This window comes from Streptomyces cylindrosporus (genome assembly GCF_022698165.1).
Classification (GTDB): Bacteria; Actinomycetota; Actinomycetes; order Streptomycetales; family Streptomycetaceae; genus Streptomyces; species Streptomyces cylindrosporus.
The window spans coordinates 153,712-175,028 of sequence record NZ_JALDAY010000012.1 but is presented as its reverse complement, the minus strand read 5'-3'; the positions used below and the strand labels follow the sequence as shown (position 1 = coordinate 175,028).

General features: G+C 69.8%; 21 protein-coding genes, 1 tRNA gene and 1 pseudogene. 10 read left to right on the top strand and 13 right to left on the bottom strand.

Annotated features, from left to right (window positions below; genetic code table 11):
• Positions 1–159 precede the first annotated feature (159 nt).
• Positions 160–1,074, top strand: a pseudogene (locus tag MQP27_RS35835) (hydrolase); the annotation flags it as partial.
• 93 nt (positions 1,075–1,167) lie between these two features.
• Here MQP27_RS35835 and MQP27_RS35830 read toward each other — a convergent pair.
• Positions 1,168–1,593 carry a MarR family winged helix-turn-helix transcriptional regulator gene (locus MQP27_RS35830; RefSeq protein WP_372511404.1) on the bottom strand — a complete coding sequence of 142 codons (426 nt, stop codon included), beginning with the start codon at positions 1,591–1,593 and terminating at the stop codon, positions 1,168–1,170.
• A 62-nt stretch (positions 1,594–1,655) separates the two neighbouring features.
• Here MQP27_RS35830 and MQP27_RS35825 point away from each other — a divergent pair, with 62 nt between their 5' ends.
• Entirely contained in the window at positions 1,656–2,399 is a 744-nt protein-coding gene (locus MQP27_RS35825) for an alpha/beta fold hydrolase (RefSeq protein WP_242773078.1), read from the top strand.
• 24 nt (positions 2,400–2,423) lie between these two features.
• Here MQP27_RS35825 and MQP27_RS35820 read toward each other — a convergent pair whose 3' ends face one another.
• A complete protein-coding gene (locus MQP27_RS35820) occupies positions 2,424–3,140 on the bottom strand; it encodes an alpha/beta fold hydrolase (RefSeq protein ID WP_242773077.1) in 717 nt (238 codons plus the stop codon).
• Between the two features lie 207 nt (positions 3,141–3,347).
• Between MQP27_RS35820 and MQP27_RS35815 the strand changes: the two genes are divergently transcribed.
• Positions 3,348–3,650: a hypothetical protein gene (locus tag MQP27_RS35815; RefSeq protein WP_242773076.1), complete on the top strand. Its 303-nt coding sequence runs from the start codon at positions 3,348–3,350 to the stop codon at positions 3,648–3,650.
• Between the two features lie 90 nt (positions 3,651–3,740).
• A complete protein-coding gene (locus tag MQP27_RS35810; protein WP_242773075.1) occupies positions 3,741–5,174 on the top strand; it encodes an alginate lyase family protein in 1,434 nt (477 codons plus the stop codon).
• Positions 5,175–5,979: 805 nt separating this feature from the next.
• On the opposite strand, the gene MQP27_RS35805 is transcribed toward MQP27_RS35810, so the two are convergent.
• Both MQP27_RS35805 and MQP27_RS35800 read right to left on the bottom strand, forming a co-directional pair.
• Positions 5,980–7,485: an MFS transporter gene (locus MQP27_RS35805; protein WP_242773074.1), complete on the bottom strand. Its 1,506-nt coding sequence runs from the start codon at positions 7,483–7,485 to the stop codon at positions 5,980–5,982.
• 132 nt (positions 7,486–7,617) lie between these two features.
• The gene (locus MQP27_RS35800; RefSeq protein WP_372511403.1) at positions 7,618–8,967 is read right to left on the bottom strand and encodes a DUF445 domain-containing protein; all 1,350 of its coding nucleotides are present in this window, start codon (positions 8,965–8,967) and stop codon (positions 7,618–7,620) included.
• A gap of 188 nt (positions 8,968–9,155) precedes the next feature.
• Here MQP27_RS35800 and MQP27_RS35795 point away from each other — a divergent pair, with 188 nt between their 5' ends.
• Positions 9,156–10,481, top strand: a complete 1,326-nt coding sequence (locus tag MQP27_RS35795) for an SGNH/GDSL hydrolase family protein (RefSeq protein ID WP_242773070.1) — start codon at positions 9,156–9,158, stop codon at positions 10,479–10,481.
• Between the two features lie 16 nt (positions 10,482–10,497).
• Here MQP27_RS35795 and MQP27_RS35790 read toward each other — a convergent pair whose 3' ends face one another.
• The 4 genes from MQP27_RS35790 to MQP27_RS35775 are packed head-to-tail and all read right to left on the bottom strand — an operon-like array spanning position 10,498 to position 13,986.
• Positions 10,498–11,352 carry a DUF1707 SHOCT-like domain-containing protein gene (locus MQP27_RS35790; protein ID WP_242773067.1) on the bottom strand — a complete coding sequence of 285 codons (855 nt, stop codon included), beginning with the start codon at positions 11,350–11,352 and terminating at the stop codon, positions 10,498–10,500.
• Positions 11,353–11,385: 33 nt separating this feature from the next.
• Positions 11,386–12,369, bottom strand: a complete 984-nt coding sequence (locus MQP27_RS35785) for an ABC transporter ATP-binding protein (protein WP_242773064.1) — start codon at positions 12,367–12,369, stop codon at positions 11,386–11,388.
• 2 nt (positions 12,370–12,371) lie between these two features.
• A complete protein-coding gene (locus tag MQP27_RS35780; RefSeq protein WP_242773062.1) occupies positions 12,372–13,193 on the bottom strand; it encodes an ABC transporter permease in 822 nt (273 codons plus the stop codon).
• On the bottom strand, positions 13,186–13,986 hold the full coding sequence (locus tag MQP27_RS35775) for an ABC transporter permease (protein WP_242773060.1): 801 nt from the start codon (positions 13,984–13,986) through the stop codon (positions 13,186–13,188). Before MQP27_RS35775 ends, MQP27_RS35780 begins: the two co-directional genes overlap by 8 nt.
• Before the next feature lie 213 nt (positions 13,987–14,199).
• Between MQP27_RS35775 and MQP27_RS35770 the strand changes: the two genes are divergently transcribed.
• Positions 14,200–16,632, top strand: coding sequence for a transglycosylase domain-containing protein (locus MQP27_RS35770; RefSeq protein ID WP_242773058.1), 2,433 nt, complete (start codon positions 14,200–14,202; stop codon positions 16,630–16,632).
• A 15-nt stretch (positions 16,633–16,647) separates the two neighbouring features.
• On the opposite strand, the gene MQP27_RS35765 is transcribed toward MQP27_RS35770, so the two are convergent.
• The 3 genes from MQP27_RS35765 to MQP27_RS35755 form a co-directional block, all read right to left on the bottom strand.
• Entirely contained in the window at positions 16,648–16,968 is a 321-nt protein-coding gene (locus MQP27_RS35765; protein ID WP_242773055.1) for a DMT family transporter, read from the bottom strand.
• 180 nt (positions 16,969–17,148) lie between these two features.
• A complete protein-coding gene (locus MQP27_RS35760) occupies positions 17,149–17,508 on the bottom strand; it encodes a GroES family chaperonin (RefSeq protein WP_242773052.1) in 360 nt (119 codons plus the stop codon).
• A 23-nt stretch (positions 17,509–17,531) separates the two neighbouring features.
• Positions 17,532–17,861, bottom strand: a complete 330-nt coding sequence (locus tag MQP27_RS35755) for a DUF3618 domain-containing protein (RefSeq protein WP_242773049.1) — start codon at positions 17,859–17,861, stop codon at positions 17,532–17,534.
• Positions 17,862–17,959: 98 nt separating this feature from the next.
• Between MQP27_RS35755 and bcp the strand changes: the two genes are divergently transcribed.
• The 4 genes from bcp to MQP27_RS35735 all read left to right on the top strand — a co-directional run bounded on the left by bcp (position 17,960) and on the right by MQP27_RS35735 (position 20,135).
• Positions 17,960–18,427, top strand: coding sequence for a thioredoxin-dependent thiol peroxidase (gene bcp / locus MQP27_RS35750; RefSeq protein ID WP_242773046.1), 468 nt, complete (start codon positions 17,960–17,962; stop codon positions 18,425–18,427).
• A 140-nt stretch (positions 18,428–18,567) separates the two neighbouring features.
• Positions 18,568–19,194 carry an HNH endonuclease signature motif containing protein gene (locus MQP27_RS35745; RefSeq protein WP_242773043.1) on the top strand — a complete coding sequence of 209 codons (627 nt, stop codon included), beginning with the start codon at positions 18,568–18,570 and terminating at the stop codon, positions 19,192–19,194.
• The gene (locus MQP27_RS35740) at positions 19,191–20,045 is read left to right on the top strand and encodes an HNH endonuclease (protein ID WP_242773040.1); all 855 of its coding nucleotides are present in this window, start codon (positions 19,191–19,193) and stop codon (positions 20,043–20,045) included. The genes MQP27_RS35745 and MQP27_RS35740 overlap by 4 nt, the downstream gene beginning before the upstream one ends.
• Before the next feature lie 15 nt (positions 20,046–20,060).
• Positions 20,061–20,135, top strand: a tRNA-Leu gene (locus tag MQP27_RS35735).
• A gap of 37 nt (positions 20,136–20,172) precedes the next feature.
• Here MQP27_RS35735 and rdgB read toward each other — a convergent pair.
• Entirely contained in the window at positions 20,173–20,775 is a 603-nt protein-coding gene (gene rdgB, locus MQP27_RS35730) for an RdgB/HAM1 family non-canonical purine NTP pyrophosphatase (RefSeq protein ID WP_242773039.1), read from the bottom strand.
• Between the two features lie 33 nt (positions 20,776–20,808).
• Positions 20,809–21,231: a hypothetical protein gene (locus MQP27_RS35725; RefSeq protein ID WP_242773038.1), complete on the bottom strand. Its 423-nt coding sequence runs from the start codon at positions 21,229–21,231 to the stop codon at positions 20,809–20,811.
• Between the last annotated feature and the right edge of the window lie 86 nt (positions 21,232–21,317).

The window sequence follows — 21,317 nt, the reverse complement described above, 5'->3', positions numbered from 1 at the left end:
CGGGACGCCCTCCCGCCGTTCGCGATCTTCCCTATACCGTCCTCCCTTGTGTCGGACGGCGCTCACTCAACGGCCGTTCTACGCGCGAAGATTCGGCACCCGCACCGCCGCTCCAGCTCCCCCCACTCATGGAGTCCCCCCATCATGGAGGTCAACCGGATGTTCGGTCCTCGTTTCACCACCGCCCTGGCCGTCTTCGGCCTGCTGGCCACGGGCGCCGTCGCCCAGGCGACCGCGACCGCCGCTCCGGCCGCCGCGGCCACCACGCACCGCGTCCTGTTCGACGACGGCCACGCCGAGGAGGCCGGCAACGCGGACTGGATCATCTCCACCAGCAAGCCCGACCCGCTCTCCGAGGACTCCTCCCCGTCCTCCGAGACGGACTGGACCGGCGCACTGTCGTCCTGGGGCGTGGCGCTGCAGAAGACCGGCGACTACAGCCTCAAGACCGCGACCAGCGCCCTCACCTACGGCGGCTCGTCCTCGACCGACCTGTCGAACTTCGACACGCTGGTCCTGCCGGAGCCCAACACGAAGTTCACGACGGCCGAGAAGACCGCCATCATGAACTTCGTCAAGAACGGCGGCGGTCTGTTCATGATCTCCGACCACACCGGCGCCGACCGCAACAACGACGGCTACGACGCGGTCGAGATCTTCAACGACCTGATGACCAACAACAGCGTCGACTCGACCGACCCGTTCGGCTTCTCCGTCGACACCCTGGACATCAGCTCCGGCTACCCCGCGGCGATCAGCGACAGCACCGATCCGGTGCTGCACGGCTCCTTCGGCACCGTCACCAAGAGCCTGATCGCCGACGGCACCACCGCCACCCTCAAGCCCGCCGACAACTCCAGCGTCAAGGGCCTGCTGTACCGCAGCGGTTACTCGGGCAACACCGGCGCCTTCTTCGCCACCTCCACCTTCGGCAGCGGGCGCGTCGCCTTCTGGGGCGACACCTCACCCGTCGACGACGGCACCGGCCAGTCCGGCAACACGCTCTACGACGGCTGGAACGACACCGGCGCCACCAACGCCCCCCTCGCCCTGAACGCCACCGAGTGGCTGTCTTCGTGAGGCAGTGAGGCAGTGAGGCAGTGACGCAGTGACGCACGTGCGCGTCGGCCGCCAGGGGGTGCGGGGTCTCTCCACCCCGCACCCCCTCTACTCATCCCCGTTCAACCGCCGCAGCAGCTCCAGCAGTTGCACGCGTTCCCCCTCGGCGAGCGGCTCGAAGCACTCCGCGAGGACCTCGTCGGCGACCTTGTGACCGGCCGCGAGGGTGCGTTCGCCCGTCGCGGTGAGGTGGTGTTCGATACGGCGGCCTCGCCCCGGACGCCGTTCGACCAGCCCTTGCGCCGCGAGCCGGCCGACCAGAGTCCCGAAGGCCTGTTCCGTCTGGAAGGTGGCGGACGCGAGTTCACGGGCCGAGGCTCCGGGCGTACGACCGATGGCACGCAACGCGTCCCACTGGGCCAGGGTCGTGCCGACGGCCGTCAACGCGGTGTCCAGGGCGCGGTGTTGGCGGTACTGGGTCTGCTTGACCGCTCGGCCGAGAAGTTGGAGCTGAACTTGCAGGTCATCGCGCATGGGCCAAGTCTAGCCCACAAACTAAGCTAGCTTATATAAATATCCTTAGTTACAGTGGGGGCATGACTCCTACCACGAAGTCCCGCCGTCCCGTCCTCGTCCTGCACGGCGGGGGCGGCCCCGCCACCGTCGCCGGACTCGCCGGCTACCTCTCCGAGACCGGCGCCGACGTCATCGCGCCGGTCCACCCCGGCTGGGACGGCACCCCGCGCCCCGACTGGTGCACCGGCATCGACGACCTGGCCCTGACCTACCTGGACCTCCTCCAGGAGCGCGACCTGCACGACGTACTCGTCGTCGGCTCCTCTCTCGGCGGCTGGATCGCCGCGGAAATGGCCGTACGGGACACCGCGCGGCGCATCACCGGACTGGTGCTCGTCAACGCCGTCGGCGTGCACGTCGAGTCCGAGCCGATCGCCGACTTCTTCGCCCTCGACCCGCGCGCCGCGGCCGAACACTCCTGGCACGACCCGGACCGCTTCTACGTCGACCCCACCACCCTCCCGGCGGACGAACTCGCCCGCAGGCAAGGCAACATGGCCACCATGCGGCTGCTCGCCGGCGACCCGTACATGCACGACCCGAAGCTCCTCCGACGCCTCGCCCGGGTACACCAGCCCGCGCTCCTCGTCTGGGGCGAGAGCGACCGCATCGTCACGCCGGCGTACGGGGCGGCGTACGCGGACGCCTTCGCGAACGGCCGGCTCGAACTCGTACCGAAGGCAGGCCACTTGCCGCACATCGAACAGCCGGAGGCGACGTTCGCGCTCATCGACGCGCAGGTGCGGCTGACGGGGGCGGAGTAGCGGAGTCAGCGCCGCGCGCGGGTGTCATCGGCCCGCGTTCAAGTCGTTCAAATAGCCCGCGATCGCCTCATACAACTGCTCCGGCCGGTCCAGGTGCACGTCGTGGCCCGCGTCCGGGACGACGACGTGCCGCACGTCGTCGTCGGGTCTTCGGCGGGCCAGCATGTCGGACGGTTCCGTGGGGCCCATGGTGCCGTTCGCGCCCTCGACGAGGAGGGTCGGGCAGCGGACGGCCGACCATTCGCGCCAGTGGTCGTCCGTGGCCAACTCCGCGACGCACGCGACCATCACGGCCCGGTCCGCCGGATGCCAGTCGGCGAGCCAACTCGCTATCAGCGAGGGCAGTTCGGGGTTGCGGCCCGCCGGGCCCGCCTCTATCAGGATCAGCGAGCGGACGAGATGGGGCTGGGCTGCGGCCACGAGGAGAGCCGTGTGGCCGCCCAGGGACTGGCCGACGAGGGTCACGGGGGCCAGACCGAGTTCCTCGACGAGGGCCACGCCGTCCGCGACATGCGCCGCGCGGGTCACGTCCGCCGGGCGACGGGTGCTGGCGCCGTGGGCCCTGGCGTCGTAGGCGACGACGCGGTGACCGTCGGCGAGGAGTCGCGGGATCAGGTCGCTCCACTCGGCCCGGTCTCCCGCGAGGCCGTGCAGGAGGAGGATCGTGCGGTCCGGGGCGCGGGGCGGGAGGTGATCCTCGTACGCGATCTTCGTGCCGTCGGGGGCGGTGAGGTGGGGCACAGTGATCAGCTCCGTGGGCGCGCGAGGTGGACTCTGGCTGCGGTGATCCGAGCGGCACGGTCAGGGTGGCCCACCCTGACGGTCGCCGCCAGCGAATTCGGCACCGTCGGGACTTGACTTGACAGGACTCGACTCAGGTTTGGTCATGGCAGGAGCGTCGGGGCTAGCCTCGGGCGCAACAGTCGAAGCGGGTGGCAGGAGGCAGGTATGGCCAAGGTTCCCAGTGCGGTGGTCGCGGCGACCGGGCTCGTCGGGGGGTACGGCGTGGCTCGGTGGACGAAGAAGCGGCAGCTGGGCGGGGCCGTGCTGGCCGTCGCGGGGGTCGCTGCCGCGCAGCAGTGGCGGCAGCGGGCCGGCGGCAAGGCGGCGGGGGCGCTGACGGCCACGTACGTCGCCGCCTTCGCCGGGTCGCATCCGCTCGCGAAGAAGGTGGGCGCCTGGCCGGCCGTGTTCGGGGTGGCCGGTGCGGTGGCGCTGGCGTCGTGGGCGGTGGCGGACCGGCGCGGGTAGCTCCGCCGGTCGGGCCGCGCCGGGTTGTCTGCCGTCTGCGGCACGGTTCCAGTTTTTGTTATCGGCTGTGCCTCGGCACGTCTCCGTGGCATGCATGTGACTGGACAGATCAGCCGCCGCACCTTGCTCAAGGCCACCGGCGTGGCAGCGGGGACCGTCGGTATCGGGGCGACGACCGCGCAGGCCGCAGCCGGTGGCTTCGCGCATCCCGGGCTGCTGCACACCCGTACCGACCTCGCCCGCATGGCCGCCAAGGTGAAGGCGAAGGCCGCGCCCTACAGCGCCGGTTACGCCAAGCTCGCCGCCAACCCCCATGCGCAGGCGGGCTGGACGGCCAACCCGCAGGCCACCGTCTACCGCGGCGAGGGCAGCCCGCAGAACTACGCGACCCTCTACAACGACATCCACGCCGCCTACCAGAACGCCCTGCGCTACCACGTCAGCGGCGACAGCGCCCACGCGGACACGGCGGTCGCCATCCTCAACGCGTGGTCGGCCAAGCTCACAGCCGTCGCAGGCAGCGCCGACCGCTTCCTGGCCGCCGGGCTCTACGGCTACCAGTTCGCCAACGCCGCCGAACTCGTCCGCGACCACGGCGACTTCGACCTCGCCCGCTTCCAGGAGATGCTCAGCAAGGTCTTCGCCCCGCTCAGCGACGACTTCCTGGTCCACCACAACAACGCCGTCATCACCAACTACTGGACCAACTGGGACCTTTGCGCGATGGCCTGCGTCCTCGCGACGGGCATCTTCTGCGACGACAAGGCCCAAGTGGCCCGCGCGGTCGACTACTTCAAGCACGGCGAGGGACTGGGCTCGGTCAAGAACGCGATCCCGGTCGTGTACGACGACGGGCTCGGCGAATGGCTGGAGGCCGGCCGGGACCAGGGGCACGCGCTCCTCGGCGTGGGCCTCATGGGCACGTTCTGCGAGATGGCGTGGAACCAGGGGATCGACCTGTACGGCTACGACGACAGCCGCTTCCTCAAGGGCGCGCAGTACGTGGCCAAGTGGAGCTTGGGCGGGCAGGTCGACTACACGGCGAACACCCGCCGCAAGGGGGAGATCGGCGGCTGGTCCGGCTCCGAGACGGCCACGGCCGCGGCGCCCGTCGATCCGGCCATGACCCGACCCATCTGGGCCATGATCAGCAACCACTACACCAAACGCCGAGCCCTTCCCGCGACGTACCTCACCCGGATCACCGCCAAGTCGGCTCCCGAGGGCGGGGGCGGGGACTACGGCCCCAACAGCGGTGGTTACGACCAACTCGGCTTCGGCACGCTGGCGTTCACCCGCGACAGGTCGACGACACCGACGACGACCGCGTCACCGGATGCGCGCACGCAGTCGGCTGGGAGCACGGCGGTGTCGCCCTCTCCCACCGGCAGCGGTGACGACCTCGCGGCCACGGGTTCCAGCGACGCCGTCGGCTGGGCAGCGGCGGCCGGGATCACTACCGTCGCCGGGGGCCTGCTACTGCTGCGCCGACGGGAGCGGGTGCGCCGGGGAAGCGTGGAGTAGGTAGGTGCGGCGACTGGTCGTAGCGCGGAGAGGAGGGGCAGCGACAGGGCGTAGAGGGTCGTAGGAGGGTGCCGCGGCAGGTCGTGGAGCGGCTGCGGGTTCGTCGTGGCTGGTCGCGCAGTTCCCCGCGCCCCTGAGGGCATGCCCGCACCCGGCGACACGACCGCAGCCGTACCCCCACGGCCCGCAGACGCGACACACCGAGCACGGATGGAATCGAACCCACCGGCCCCAGCCCCCACGCCCGGGCACGGGTGGGATGGGCTCCACCGTCCCACAGCCGCCCACAGGCGGGCACGGGCGCAATCACACCCACCAGCCCCGCAGCCCCCAGCCGCCCACGCACCGGAGCCACCCAGGACCAGGGCTCACCAGCCCCCAGCCGACCACACACGGGAGCCACCCAGGATCAGGGCTCACCAGTCCGCAGCCGACCACCCACGGGCAGGGGCGCAATCGCCCCCACCGGGCCCGCAGGCGCCCACACACATGCGCGGGCGCAATCGAACCCACCAGCCCCCAGCCGCCCCCACACCGGAGCCACCCAGGACCAAGGCCCACCAGCCCGCAGCCAACCACACACGGGCGCGGGCGGAATCGCATGCATCGCCCCCACCGGCCCGCAGGCGCCCACGCGCCGGAGTGGGTCGGGGCGGTGCGGCGCAACCCGTCGCGTACATGGCAGTCGGGTTCGCCCGCCCCGCGAAGAGACAGCGACACCGTGGGCGACGGGTTCGCCGTACCGCCCCGACCCCGACCCACAACGCACCCCCGGCGCCCGCGCCCTCGGCCCACCGCTACGCCGCTAAGCCGCAGCCGGCCGAGACCCCTTCGCCCCCGCCGCCACCCGCGCCTTCGCCCCCACAGCCGTAAGCGGCCGAGCAATGTCCTCCAGCGACCGCCGCTCCGCCCGCACCGCCAGCACCGCCGCCACCAGCCCCGCCGCGCACATCAGCGCCGCCCCGATCTCGAAGGCGAGCACCGTGTCGGCCACCTTCCCCGTGTTCGTCAGGTCCGCGAACAGCAGCGGCCCGCTGATACCCCCCGCAGCCGTCCCCAACGCGTAGAAGAACGCGATCGACATCGCCCGCGTCTCCATCGGGAAGACCTCCGAGACCGTCAGATACGCGCTGGACGCCCCCGCCGAGGCGAAGAACAGCACCGCACACCAACAGGCCGTCATCGTCACCGCGTTCAACGACCCCCGGTCGAACAGCCACGCCGTACCGAACAGCAACAGCCCCGACAGCAGATAGGTACCCGAGATCATCACCCGCCGCCCCACCGTGTCGAACAGCTTCCCCAGCAGCAGCGGCCCGCAGAAGTTCCCGACCGCGATGACCGCGAAGTAGTACCCCGTGTTCCCGCTCGGTACGTCGAAGAACTTCGTCAGGATCGCGCCGAAGCCGAAGGTGATCGCGTTGTACAGGAACGCCTGCCCGATGAAGAGCGAGAACCCCAGCACCGACCGCTTGCGGTAGTCCGCGAACAGCGTCCGCGCGATCTCCGCGAAGCTGACACTCCGGCGCTGATGGATGGTGATCTCCCCCTCCGGCACCGCGAGAGCCTCCCCCTTCTGCGCCTCCACCGTCTCCTCGATCGACGCGACGATCTCCTCGGCCTCCCGCTCCCTCCCGTGGATCAGCAGCCACCGCGGACTCTCCGGAACATGCCGTCGTACGAGAAGGATCACCAGAGCCAGCACCGCACCCAGCGCGAACGTCAGGCGCCAGCCCACGTCGGCCGGGAAGATGTTCGTGTTCAGCGCGAAGATCGACAGCAGCGAACCGCCCACCGCGCCCAGCCAGAAGCTGCCGTTGATGATCAGGTCCACCCGGCCCCGGTAGTACGCCGGGATCAGCTCGTCGATCGCCGAGTTGATCGCCGCGTACTCACCACCGATACCGAACCCGGTCAGAAACCGGAACACGAAGAACCACCACGGCGAGAAGGACACCGCGGTCAACGCCGTGGCCGCCAGATACACCGCCAGCGTGATCATGAACAGCCGCTTACGGCCCCACCGGTCGGTGAGCCGCCCCCAGAACAGCGCACCCACACACGCACCGGCCACATACAGCGCGGCGGCGATGCCGGTGATCTGCCCCGAGCTGATCGGCAACCCGCTCCCAGGCTCCGACAACCGACTCGCGATGTTCCCGACGACCGTGACCTCGAGGCCGTCGAGGATCCACACGGTGCCGAGTCCGATGACGATCGTCCAGTGCCAGCGCGACCAGGGCAGCCGGTCGAGCCTCGCCGGGATGTTCGTGGTCACGGTACGGCCGGTTTCGGCCTGCGCGGTGGTCATGGGCACACTCCTCTTCGAGCGAACCGCTACGAATCTTCGGGCGAACCCAGCCCGAGTGCCCCGCCCCACCCTCCCTACGCCCCCGGCCGACCTGCCCTACGTTCCCCGCCGTACGCCCCCGACCGACCCGCCCTACGCCCCCAGAGCCCGCGACACCGTATAGATCAACAACCCCGCCAGCGACCCCACCACCGTGCCGTTGATCCGGATGAACTGCAGGTCACGCCCGATGTGAGCCTCGATCTTCCGGGTCGTGTGCTCGGCGTCCCAGCCCGCCACCGTGTCGGTGATCAGCGAGGTGATCTCCTTCCGGTAGGTCGTGACGACGTACACCGCCGCCCCTTCCACCCACCCGTCGACCTTCCCCTGCAGCTTCGGCTCGACAGCCATCCGCGCCCCCAGCGACAGCAGCGAGGCCCGCACGCGCAGTCGCAGTTCGCTGCGCTCGTCCTCCGCCGCGGACACGATCATCGACCGCACCGAGGTCCAGGCGGACGCGATCAGGTCCTGCACCTCGCCCCGCCCGAGCACCTCACCCTTGAGCCGCTCGACACGCGCGCGCGTGTCCGTGTCCGACTGGAGGTCCGAGGCGAAGTCCTTCAGGAACCGGTCGAGCGCCCCCCGCGCGGGATGCGTCGGCATGTCCCGCATCTCGGTGACGAACCGCAGCAGCTCCTTGTAGACCCGCTCCCCGACCCTCTTGTCCACAAACCGGGGCGTCCACCCCGGCGCCCCGCCCTGCACGGCGTTCATGATCTCGTCGTCGTGCCACACGAGCCAGTCGTGCGCACGCGTGACGACAAGATCGACGACCCGCCGATGCCCTCCGTCGGCGACGATCTTCTCCAGCATCTTCCCTATGCCCGGCGCGATCTCCTGCGCGTCGGCCCGCCGGGTGATCGCCTCCCCCACCACCGCCTGCACGTCCGAGTCCCGCAGCACGGTCAGCGCGCCCCGCAGCGCGGCCGACAGCTCGGCGGTCACCCGGTCCGCGTGCTCGGGCTCGGCCAGCCACGCCCCCAGCCGGCTCCCGATGCCCACCGCCCGCAACCGCTGCCGTACGACGTCCTGGGACAGGAAGTTCTCCCCGACGAACTCCCCCAGCGACACCCCGAGCTGGTCCTTCTTCGTCGGGATGATCGCGGTGTGCGGGATCGGCAGCCCCAGCGGCCGCCGGAACAGCGCCGTGACCGCGAACCAGTCGGCGAGCGCGCCGACCATGCCGGCCTCCGCCGCCGCGGCGACGTAGCTCGCCCAGGCGCCGGCGCCGGAGTTGTCCGCCCACTTGGCGAGGACGTACACCAGCGCCACGAACAGCAGCAGCCCGCCGGCCGTCAGCTTCATCCGCCGCACCCCGCGCTGCTTCTCCAGGTCGGCGGCGCTGAAGGTCGTCATCGCACGCACAGCTGAGGAGGTTTTATCTGGATTCGCTGGATTCGTACGTTCCATCCACTCCACCCGTTCGTGATCCCCTGCACACATTGTCCCTTCCTGACCGACTCCTGGAACGGAACAAGAGTTCCCGGCGTCTGTACGGAGGGGGAAGCTCTCGCGAACTCCGGTGACCCAATGGGGGGTCCTGTTCAACTACCCCTCATCCCGTGAAGCATCATTGGGATGATCACTTCGGAGCCTCGGGCTCCCACTCGCCCGAGGAGAACCGCCACCGCATGACCAGGCGACACGGTTATGCCCTGCTTTCCGCGATCATCGCCCTGATCGTTGGCCTTTCCGCCGCTATATACGTCGGCATAGCGGCCGACGACGGCAGCACCGGCACCAGCACCACCGCCCTCGGCAACGCCGGCGCCGCCCCCGCCTCCACCGGCATCTGGGTCGGCGCCTGGTCCGCGTCCCCGGCGGGCGCCGAGCCCGGCACCGAGACGACCGGAATGGCCGGCCGCTCGGTCCGCAACGTCGTGCACATGAGCGTGGGCGGCACCAGCGCCCGTATCACCCTCTCGAACCTCTACGGCCAGTCGGCACTGACCATCACGCACGCGTCGATCGCCGTCGCGGCCGCCTCCGGCACCGCGGCCGCCACCGCCGACACCATGCGGCGGCTGACGTTCGACGGCAACACCACGGTCGTCGTCCCGGCCGGCCGGCAGGTCCTCAGCGACGCGGTCCGGATCGTCGTCCCGCAGGGCAGCGACCTGCTGGTCACGACGTACTCCCCCACCGCGTCCGGCCCGGTCACCTACCACCCGCGAGCACGCCAGATCTCGTACGTCGCCCAGGGCGACCTCACCGAGGACGTCACCGGCGCCGCGTACACCGAGCAGACCCCGTTCTGGCGGTACGTCACCGCGGTCGACGTGCTCAGCCACGACGCCGACGGCACGGTGGTGGCGTTCGGCGACTCGCTCACCGACGGGATCACCTCCACGCTGGGGGCCAACCACCGCTGGACGGACGTCCTTTCGCAGCGGCTGCGCACGGCGGTCGAGTCCGGCCGGGACCTGCCCCGCTACAGCGTCGTCAACCAGGGCATCAGCGGCAACCAGGTCCTCGCGGGCGGCCTCGGCCGCCCCGCCGACAACCAGAGCGGCCTGGACCGCTTCTCCCGGGACGTCCTCTCGCGCACCAACGTCAAGGTCGTGATCGTCGACCTCGGTGTCAACGACATCCTGCGCAACCCGCGGGTCGCCGACCCCGACAGGATCGTCGCCGGTCTGCGCACCCTGGTCCGCCAGGCCCACGCCCACGGCATCAAGGTCGTCGGCGCGACCCTCATGCCCTTCCAGGGCCACCGCGGTTACAGCCAGGCCCGTGAGGCGGTACGGGAACAGGTCAACGCCGAGATCCGCTCGGGGCGGGTGTACGACGCGGTGGTCGACTTCGACAAGGCGCTGAGGGACCCGTACAACCCGCGCAAGCTGCGCGCCGACTACGACTCGGGCGACCATCTGCACCCCAGCGACAAGGGCTACGCGCGGATGGCGGGCGTCTTCGACCTGAAGGACCTCAAGGGCTCGGCGCCGGCGGAGCTGTAACGGTCCGGGGACCGGCTCAGTAGTCGTCGTACCGCCGCCGGTCCCTGCGCTCCCGGTGCCGCTCGCGCCGTTCCTCCTGCCGCTCGCGGCGCTCGTCGTGCCGCTCCCTCAGCAGGTCCCGGTGGCCTTCGAGCATGCGGCGGTGGGCGTCCATCACGTCCTCGCGGTAGTCCTCCTGGAGCTCCCGGACGGACTGCCTGCGGTCCAGCTTGCCCTGCCGCCGCTCCTCCTTCAGGCGGCGGCGCTCCTCCTTGGTGAGCTTGCGCTCCACGCCGACCCCGCCCCAGAAGGCGAACCCGTTCACGATCACCCGCGGCGCGCCCGGCTCCGGCGGCACGCCCTCCTCGCTGTGGTCGAAGCCGCCCATGATCCCGATGCCGCGCACCACGACCTCGACGCCGGGCGGCACGATGATGTTCACCCCGCCCATGATGGCGACGCAGTTGATCTCGACCTCGTGGTCCGCGAAGTTCGCCTCGCGCAGGTCGATCTCGCCGCCGCCCCAGAACGCGAAGCAGTTGAACTGCTTCGGCACGGTCCACCGCCCCTTGCGCTGGAACCCGGACATCACGGCGACGGCCCATGTCGAGGAGCCCTCGCCGCCGGTGATCCGGCTCGCCCAACTCCCGCTCGCCACCGGCTCCTTGACCAGCGAGATGGGGGGTACGGCCACCCCGGCGGCCGGCAGGTCCCGGGTGATCGGCGTCAGTTCGCCGTACGTCCGGGCCTTGTACGTGGCCTCCAGCCGCTCCTCGAACTCCTCCATGTCGAGACGCCCCTCGGCGAGGGCGTCCCGCAGGACCTCGGCGACTCGTTCACGGTCGGCGTCCGATGCGCGGAGTTCCGGGACTGCGTCTGCGTCGTCGGTCATGTACAGCAGCCTACGAGTTCCCCCGGCGGGAGGCTACGAGACCGCTTTCTCGGCCTGCCCCGGAGCGGAACCCGCGTACATCTTCGCGATCACGGCCTCGATGTCCGGCTCCCGCACCGACAGATCCACCAGCGGGTACTCCGCCGCGATCCGCGCCACCAGCGGCGCCGCCGACTCGGCCGCCGGGAACGCCAGCCACTGCCGGGGCCCCTCCACCCTCACCACCCACGCGGGCGCCGCGTCGATCGGCGGCAACTCCCGCTCCAGGTCCACCACCAGCGTCCGCTCGCTCTCCCCCACCTCGTGCAGCCCGGCGAGCGCGCCGTCGTACATGAGCCGCCCGTGGTCGATGACCATCACCCGGGAGCAGAGCTGCTCGATGTCCTGGAGGTCATGCGTGGTCAGCAGCACCGTGGTGCCCCGCTCGTCGTTCAACTCCCGCAGGAAACCACGCACCTTGGCCTTGGAGATGACGTCCAGTCCGATCGTCGGCTCGTCCAGGTACAGCACCTCGGGCTCGTGCAGCAGCGCCGCCGCGATGTCGCCGCGCATCCGCTGGCCCAGGGAGAGCTGGCGGACCGGGACATCCAACAGGCCGCCCAGTTCGAGGAGTTCGACGCAGCGGTCGAGGTTGTCGCGGTAACGGGCGTCCGGGATGCGGTACATGCGGTGCATCAGCTTGTACGAGTCGATCAGCGGCAGGTCCCACCACAGGGTCGTACGCTGCCCGAACACCACCCCGATGCGGTGCGCGAGGCGCGTCCGCTCGCGCGACGGATCGATGCCCGCCACCCGCAGCCGGCCGGCGCTCGGCGTCAGGATGCCCGTCAGCATCTTGATCGTCGTCGACTTCCCGGCGCCGTTCGGCCCGATGTAGCCGACCATCTCGCCGCGCGCCACGGTGAAGGAGATCGAGTCGACCGCCCGTACCTGCCGCCGCTCCCGTTTCAGGAAGCCCGCCTTCTTGCGGACCTCGAAGACCTTCTCGACGCGGTCGAGCTGAATGAAAGCGTCCATCACTAACTCCCCGTACTCCGATACGCCCCGAGCCCCGCCCGCCACGCCAGCCCGGCCGCCGCGCAGCACGCCACGGCCACCAGCGGCGGGGCGAAGGCCGCCCACTCGGGCAGGTCCAGCGGGTACGGCCGCCCCAACACGTAGGAGGCGGGCACCCAGTTGACGAAGGCGAGCGGGAGCATGAAGGTCACCCCGCGCACCAGGTCCTTGCCGAACACGGTCGGCGGGTACTGCAGCAGTGTCGTACCGCCGTAGGTGAACGCGTTCTGCACCTCGGAGGCGTCCTGCGCGAGGATCTGGAAGGCCGCGCCCGCCACGAACAGCGAGCAGAAGATCGCCGCGCCGCTGACCACCATCACCGGCACCAGCAGCACCTTGGGCAGCGTCCAGTCGATGTCCACGGCGGCCAGGGCCCAGCCCAGTACCGCCCCGCCCTGGGTGATCCGGCCCAGCCGGCGCACCGCGAAGCGGTCGGCGCCGATCTGCGCGAGCACCGGCGCGGGCCGCACCAGCAGCGTGTCGAAGGAGCCGTCGCGGATCCGGGCGCCCAGCACGTCCATGGAGCCGAGCACCAGGTCGGCGATTCCGAACGAGGTCGCCGACAGGCCGTACAGGAAGGCGACTTCGGGCAGCGTCCAGCCGCCCAGCGAGTCGATCTGCGCGTACATCAGCAGGATCGCGACGAAGTCCATGGCGGTCATCAGTCCGTTGCCGCACATCGTGACGACGAAGGAGGTGCGGTACGTCATCGCGGACCGCACCCACATCCCGGCGATCAGCCAGTAGGCCCGCAGCCCTTCGGCGAGCCTGCCCCGCTCACCCACCCTGGACCACCACCCGCCGGGTCGCCGCCGACTGCAGCAGCCGCCCGGCCGCCAGCAGGACGACCGCCCACGCCGCCTGGAAGGCGAACGCCCGCCACGGGTCGATCTCGTCCATCAGCACGTCCGCGGGCATCTGGATCTGCGCCGCCCACGGCAGCACCTGCACGAGGTCGCCGAAGGCGCCCGGGAAGGCGTTCAGCGGGAGCACTATGCCGGAGAAGAACACCCCGGCGATCATCACGGCCTGCGACACACCCATGCCGTCCAGCAGCCAGAACACGCTCAGCGCGGCCAGGTACCGGATCGCGAAACTGACCACCATCGCCAGCAGCAGCGCGACCAGACAGGCCAGCCACGGGCCGGCCCCGGCGGGCAGCGCCATCGGGAAGAACAGCGCGCCGAACGCGAACGGGACCACGCCCCGGCCCAGGAGCTGGAACAGCGAGCGCCCCAAGTCGCTTGCCAGCCACCACAGTTGGAGGTCGGCCGGCCGGTACAGGTCGACGGCGATCTCGCCCGTGCGGATGCGGTCCATCAGGTCCTTCTCGGCGCCGCCGCCCTGGATGGCGAGGGTCGCGTACAGGCACTGCCCGAGCCATACATAGGTGACCGCCTGCGCCTGGTCGTACCCGCCGAGGTGCGGCTTCTCGTCCCACAGCGCGAGATACGTGTAGACGAGGATCACGCCGAAGACGGTGTTGGTGAACACCCCCGCCGCCGTCGCCGCCCGATACGTCGCGTACCGTCTGAATCCGCCCGCCGCGACGGTGACGTACAACCGTCCCGCGCCCACACCACAGCCCTCCTCGGCCCGCCGACACCGAAGCGCAGGAGCCTACTGCCCGGCCCGTGACGCACGCCACGCATTTTCCGGACCCGAAGCGTGCCGTGATCCGGGAACGGAACGCTTGGTGCGAGAGTCTTCAAGAGGGGGCGCAGAAGGCGTACGAGGGCGTACGGGAACGTACGGCACAGAAGTCACGTAAAACAGGAGTCCGTGCACGACATGAGCGACGAGCCGCAGCCGCAGCAGGCACCCCAGCCGGAGGGCTGGGCGCCGAGGGAACCGCAGGGGCCCGCCGTGCCGGGCGGACCCCAGGAACCCGGCGGCAAGAAGCCGAAGCGGCCCAAGCGCACGGGCTGGCGGCGGATCATCCCGACCTGGCGGATGGTGCTGGGCACCTTCGTGGTCGGGATACTGCTGCTGATCGGCCTGTTCTTCCTCGGCTACTCGCTGGTGAAGATCCCGCCGGCCAACGCGCTCGCCACCAAGCAGGCCAACGTCTACCTGTACGCGGACGGCTCCCAGATCGCCCGCGACGGCGAGATCAACCGGGAGAACGTGACGCTGGCGCAGGTCTCCAAGGACGCCCAGCACGCCGTACTGGCCGCCGAGGACCGCGACTTCTACAGCGAGTCCGCGATCGACCCCAAGGCGATGCTGCGGGCCGGCTGGAACACCGCGACCGGCAAGGGCAAGCAGTCCGGCTCGACGATCACCCAGCAGTACGTCAAGAACTACTACCTGGCGCAGGAACAGACCGTCACCCGAAAGGTGAAGGAGTTCTTCATCTCGATCAAGCTGGACCGCGAGAAGTCCAAGGACGAGATCCTGGAGGGCTACCTCAACACCAGCTACTTCGGGCGCAACGCGTACGGCATCCAGGCCGCCGCCCAGGCCTACTACGGCCAGGACGCCACCGACCTCGACCCGGCCCACGCCGCGTACCTCGCCGCGCTGGTCAACGCGCCGAGCGAGTACGACGTCATCGCGCACCCGGAGAACAAGGCGGCGGCGGTGGCCCGCTGGAACTACGTGCTGGACGGCATGGTCAAGAAGGGCTGGCTGAGCGAGAGCAAGCGGGCCGGGCTGAAGTTCCCGATGCCGAAGGAGCAGACCGTCTCCACCGGCATGTCCGGGCAGCGCGGCTACATCGTGCAGGCGGTCAAGGACTACCTCACCACCAACAAGATCGTCACCAGTGACGAGCTCGCCGCGGGCGGCTACCGCATCACCACCACCCTGGACAAGAACAAGCAGGACGCCTTCGTGAAGGCGGTGAACGACCAGGTGATGGACAAGCTCGACAAGAAGAACCGCAAGGTCGACAACTACGTCCGCGCGGGCGGCGCCTCGGTCGACCCGAAGACCGGCAAGGTCGTCGCGATGTACGGCGGCATCGACTACGTCAAGCAGTACACGAACGGCGCGACCCGCGGCGACTTCCAGGTCGGCTCCACCTTCAAGCCGTTCGTGTTCACCTCGGCCGTCCAGAACCACTCGGAGACCCAGGACGGCGAGATCATCACGCCGAACACCTACTACGACGGCACCAACAAGCGCCCGGTGCAGGGCTGGTCCGGCGGCACGTACGCGCCGGAGAACGAGGACCAGACGTCGTACGGGAACATCACGGTGCGTACCGCCACCGACAAGTCGGTCAACGCGGTGTACGCGCAGATGGCGGTGGACGTCGGCCCCGAGAAGGTCAAGCAGACCGCGATCAGCCTCGGCATCCCCTCCGACACCCCGGACCTGACCGCGACGCCGTCCATCGCGCTCGGCGTGAACACCGCGAGCGTCCTCGACATGGCGGAGGCGTACGCGACGCTCGCCAACCATGGCAGGCACGGCACGTACACGATGATCGACTCGGTGACCAAGGACGGCAAGGACGTCATGGAGCTGCCGAAGAGCACCGGCGACCAGGCCGTCAGCCGGGAGGCCGCCGACACCACGACCTCGATCCTGCGCAGCGTCGTCGAGAACGGCACGGCGACCGCCGCGCAGGCGGCGGGCCGTCCGGCCGCGGGCAAGACCGGTACGGCGGAGGACGACAAGGCGGCCTGGTTCGCGGGCTACACCCCCGACCTCGCCACGGTCGTGTCGGTCATGGGCCAGAACCCGGTGAACGCCCAGCACGAGCCGCTGTACGGCGCGATGGGCCTGCAGCGCGTCAACGGCGGTGGCCCGCCGGCCCAGATCTGGGCGCAGTACACGAAGGCCGCGCTGAAGGGGAAGCCGGTCAGTGACTTCGACCTGCAGCTGCAGGCGGGCGCCGAGCAGACCGCGCCGCCGAGCGTCGAGCCGTCCCAGCCCGGCACGGGCGGCCAGGACAACGGCGGCGCGACCACGGACGGCGGCCAGGACAACGGCGGCCAGACCCAGGGCCAGGACAACGGCGGCGCGACGACGGGCGGGACGACCACCACGACGGGCGGCGACACGACCGGCGGCACCACGGGCGGCACGACCACGGGCGGCACGACGACCGGCGGCACGACGGGCGACGCCACCGGCGGCACGGCGACGGGCGGCACCACCGGGGGCACGACCGGCACGGACACGGGAGGCACGACCGGCGGCACGACCGGCACGGACACGGGCGGGACGACAGCAGGCACGGCGGGCCCACAGTCGACGAGCCGCAGACAGTGAGAGGCCAGTGACCGGTCAGTGACCGGAGGTCGCCTTCAGCCCCACCACGGCGACCAGCAGCAGACACACGAAGAAGATCCGAGCGGCGGTGACCGGCTCCCCCAGCACCACCATGCCGAGCACCGCCGCCCCCGCGGCCCCGATCCCGACCCAGACGCCGTAGGCGGTACCGATGGGCAGGGACCTGGCGGCGTACGACAGCAGGAGCATGCTGGCGACGATGCCGGCACCGGTGAGGACGCTGGGCACGAGACGGCTGAACCCGTCCGTGTACTTCATGCCGATCGACCAGCCGACCTCCAACAGACCGGCGACGACGAGCAGAACCCAGGCCATGACGCACCTCCGAAACACATGACGGACAGATCGGGTGCGTCGTCTTTGCTGTCCTGGTCGTCCTGTCCTGTTCGGCTCTCCCGGTACGGCGCGTCTCGTCGGGATGGCACCTTCAAAGCTAGCAAAGAAACGACAAAAAGGGCTGGTGACGGTGGTCACCAGCCCTTTTGGACCGTTGATTCAGAGGTACAGGCCCGTCGTGTCCTCGGAGCCCTCGAAGCGGTCGGCGGCCACGGCGTGCAGGTCGCGCTCGCGCATGAGCACGTACGCCACGCCCCGCACCTCGACCTCGGCACGGTCCTCCGGGTCGAACAGGACGCGGTCGCCGGGCTCGACGGTACGTACGTTCTGGCCGACGGCGACGACCTCGGCCCAGGCCAGCCGCCGTCCGACCGCCGCGGTGGCGGGGATCAGGATGCCCCCGCCGGACCGCCGCTCGCCCTCACCGGTCTCCTGCTTGACCAGCACCCGGTCGTGCAGCATCCGGATCGGCAGCTTGTCGTGCTGGCTGCCGCTGTGCTCGTTTCTGTTGGCGCTCACGCCCTCGAACCTACAACTCTCATTCAGCTCTTGCGCCGTCGGGTACCGAAGGCGAGCAGCCCCACGACCCCGACCACGACGAGCGCGACGGGCACGATCCGCTCCAGCCTCGGCGCGCCCTCCTCGTCCACGAACCGGTCCTTCACATCGCTGACGGCCTTGTTGACGCCGACGTACGCCCGGCCCAGCGTGTGATCGATATTGGACACGACCTTGGCCTTGGCGTCGCCGACGATCGTCTTCGGGTGCACGCGCACGCCGATCTCGTCGAGGGTCTCGGCCAGCACGTCACGGCGGCGCCTGATGTCCGCCTCGATCTGCGCCGGGGTTCTGGTGTCCGACGTGTCCGCCACGGTGGGGCCTCCGAAGTCAGGCGATGGTGTGGTGTTCTGGACAGTCTGTCAGTTCCTGCCGCGCCCGCACTGTCAGGACCCCCGGTTACGCTGGTCCGATGAGCGAGCGACTCCAGCCCGGGGACGTGGCCCCCGACTTCACCCTCCCGGACGCCGACGGCAACGACGTGTCCCTCTCCGCCCACAAGGGCCGCAAGGTCATCGTCTACTTCTACCCGGCGGCCCTCACCCCCGGCTGCACCAAGCAGGCCTGCGACTTCACGGACAACCTCGACGTCCTGGCCGGCGCCGGCTACGACGTCATCGGCATCTCCCCCGACCCCCCGGAGAAGCTGGCGAAGTTCCGCGAGAAGGAGTCCCTGAAGGTCACCCTCGCCGCCGACCCCGACAAGAAGGTCACGGAGGCGTACGGCGCGTACGGCGAGAAGAAGAACTACGGCAAGACCTACATGGGCGTGATCCGCTCCACGATCGTGGTCGACGAACAGGGCAAGGTCGAACGGGCCCTCTACAACGTCCGGGCGACGGGCCACGTGGCGAAGATCATCAAGGACCTGGGGATCTGACACCCCGTCCCCGTCTGCCCTTCGAACGGCCCGCACGAGGATCGCCTGGTGCGGGCCGCTTTACGTTCCGGGAGTGACTGTCCGACAAGCAGTTCGTTACTCCGTACGGGCCACGAACACGCGGCCGGGACGGAGGGGGCATGGCTGTCAGGTACACCCGCGAACTGCTGGAGGAAGCGGCCCGCGAGACGAGGCACATCGACGACGCCGTCCGCTGGTGCGGCGGCAGACCGACTCCCGGGAGCAGGCGCTACCTGCGCGAGAAGATGGCCGAGGCCGGCATCGACGTCTCGCACCTCGGCACGAACCAGGTCCGGCACACGGAAGAGCGCCTACGAGCGGCTGTGGCGGTGTCGACCAGTATCAAGGACGTCGTGCGCCACCTAGGAATCAGCCAGGTCGGCGGCAACCAAACGCACATCAGTCGCCGCATCGCCACGCTCGGAATCGACACTTCCCACTTCGCCCCGGCGCGCCAAGGCCGCCCGAAGGGATCGCTCGGCGGCACGCTCACCCTGCGCAGCCCCGAGGACGGAAGGGTCCCCGGTGAACGGCTGCTCCGCGCGCTCCTGCGCACCGGAGTCCGTGAAGTGTGCGTCGTATGCGACACAGGGCCGGAGTGGAATGGCAAGCCACTTCGCCTCGAAGTCGACCACATCAGCGGCGAGTGGTGGGACAACCGCCCGGAGAATCTACGGCTGCTGTGCCCCAACTGTCATGCCGCGACCGACACTTACCGGGGCCGCCAGAGGCGGAGGGGCGCATGACGACTACCAAGTACACCAAGGATGTGCTGTCGAGGACCGCGGCCGTCTCCACCAGCCTGGTGGACCTGATGCGACGGCTGGGCACGACATTGGGCAGCGGCCCTCGGCGCTACCTGCGCAACAGGCTGGAGCATTATGGGATCGACACCTCGCACTTCGTCGAAGAGCCGCTGCCACCCCGGGCAAAACGGTCCTATGCGCGCGAGCTGCTGGAAGAGGCGGCAGCCCGCTCGCACAGCATCCGCGAGATGTTCGAGTATCTGGGCTATCCGCCGGAGGACAGTCCTTATTGGCTCGTCAAAAAGCGACTCGACCAATTCGGCATCGACACATCGCACTTCACACGTGGCGGCGGACACAGCCTCGAGGATCTTCCCCGGGACGTTCTCGCATCGGCGGCCGCCCGCGCCACCAGCATGAGCGGCCTAGTCAAGATCCTCGGCTACCGCGACACGAATGGCGCTGCCCGCGCACGAGTAAGGCGCAGTTTGCAAGCACACGGCATCGCCACTGATCACTTCACCGGCCAAGGCCACTTTCGTGGGTCCGCTTCGCGGCACCGAAAGTCTGCCGACCAGATCCTGCGACGAGAGGAGCCGGGCTCGAGCCGCACCAAGACCGCCCTGCTGCGACGTGCCCTGGACGACCTCGGTGTGCCGCACGTCTGCGCCGAGTGCGGCATGGACGACATCTGGCAGGGCAGGCGCCTGGTCCTGGAGATCGATCACATCAACGGTGACCCGCTGGACAACCGTCGCGAAAACCTCCGGTATCTGTGCCCTTCATGCCACAGCCAGACCGACACCTTCGCGAATCGATCCGGCCGCATACCGACTCCCGAGGGCCGGTAAGGTAGGCGGCGCTGCGGGCCCGTACCCCAGCTGGCCAGAGGGCGCCGGTTTAGGTCCGGTGTGTCGTGGGTTCGAGTCCCACCGGGCCCACAGGAAGGCCCCGCAGATGCGGGGCCTTTTTGCATGCTCAGCCCAGCAGCTCCCGAACCACCGGCACCAGCGCCCGGAACGCCTTCCCCCGGTGGCTGATCGCGTTCTTCTCGGCCGGGGTCAGTTCCGCGCACGTGCGTGACTCGCCCTCCGGCTGGAGGATCGGGTCGTAGCCGAAGCCGTTCGTGCCGGTCGGGGTGTGGCGCAGGACGCCCCGGAGTTGGCCTTCGACCACCCGTTCCGTGCCGTCCGGCAACGCGAGCGCCGCCGCGCAGGCGAAGTGGGCGGCGCGGTGTTCGTCGGCGATGTCCGAGAGCTGGGCCAGGAGCAGGTCGAGGTTGGCCTTGTCGTCGCCGTGGCGGCCGGCCCAGCGGGCGGAGAAGATTCCGGGGGCGCCGTTCAGGACGTCGACGCAGAGGCCGGAGTCGTCGGCGACGGCGGGCAGGCCCGTCGCCCGGGCGAGGGCGTGGGCCTTGAGGAGCGCGTTCTCGGCGAACGTCACCCCTGTTTCCTTGACGTCGGGGATGTCCGGGTAGGCCTCCGCGCCGACCAGCTCATGGGCGAGTCCTGCGTCGGCGAGGATCGCCCTGAGCTCGGTGATCTTTCCGGCGTTACGGGTGGCGAGGATCAAGCGGGTCATGGGCCCACAGTATTAGGGCCCGACCGTCGGTGATTACGAGGTGCAGACCTTCGTCAGCTCCCCCGCCGCGTCCGTCACCGGGCTGATGTCGGGGGTGTTGTCACCGTTCTTGATCGACGTGCGGACGTTGGAGACCGCCTGGTCGAGATCGTCGACCGCCTTGTTGACGTCGGCGTTGTCCGTCTTGTCGCCGATCTTGTCGAGGTTCTTGTCGATGGTGGCGAGGGACTCGTCGAGTTGGGTCGGGTCGTTCGCCGCGTTCTCCGCGGCCTGCTGGAGCGCGGTGACGCTGTCGGCGATGGTGTCGGCGGTCTGAACGCAGTCCAGGGCCTTGTCGACGGCGTCGCAGCCGGTGGTGAGACCGGCCGTCAGGCCGACTGCCGCGAGTGCGGCGAGAGTGGTGGCGATACGGCGGCCCCCGCGGCCCCCTCGGCCCCGGTTCGCGTTCCCGGCCATGACTGTGGTTCCTCCCTGTCCAGGCCCGAAAGGCCCCCCGTACTGGTCGGGCGCACGGTGGTGTGCCGTGCGCCCGCATTCATAGG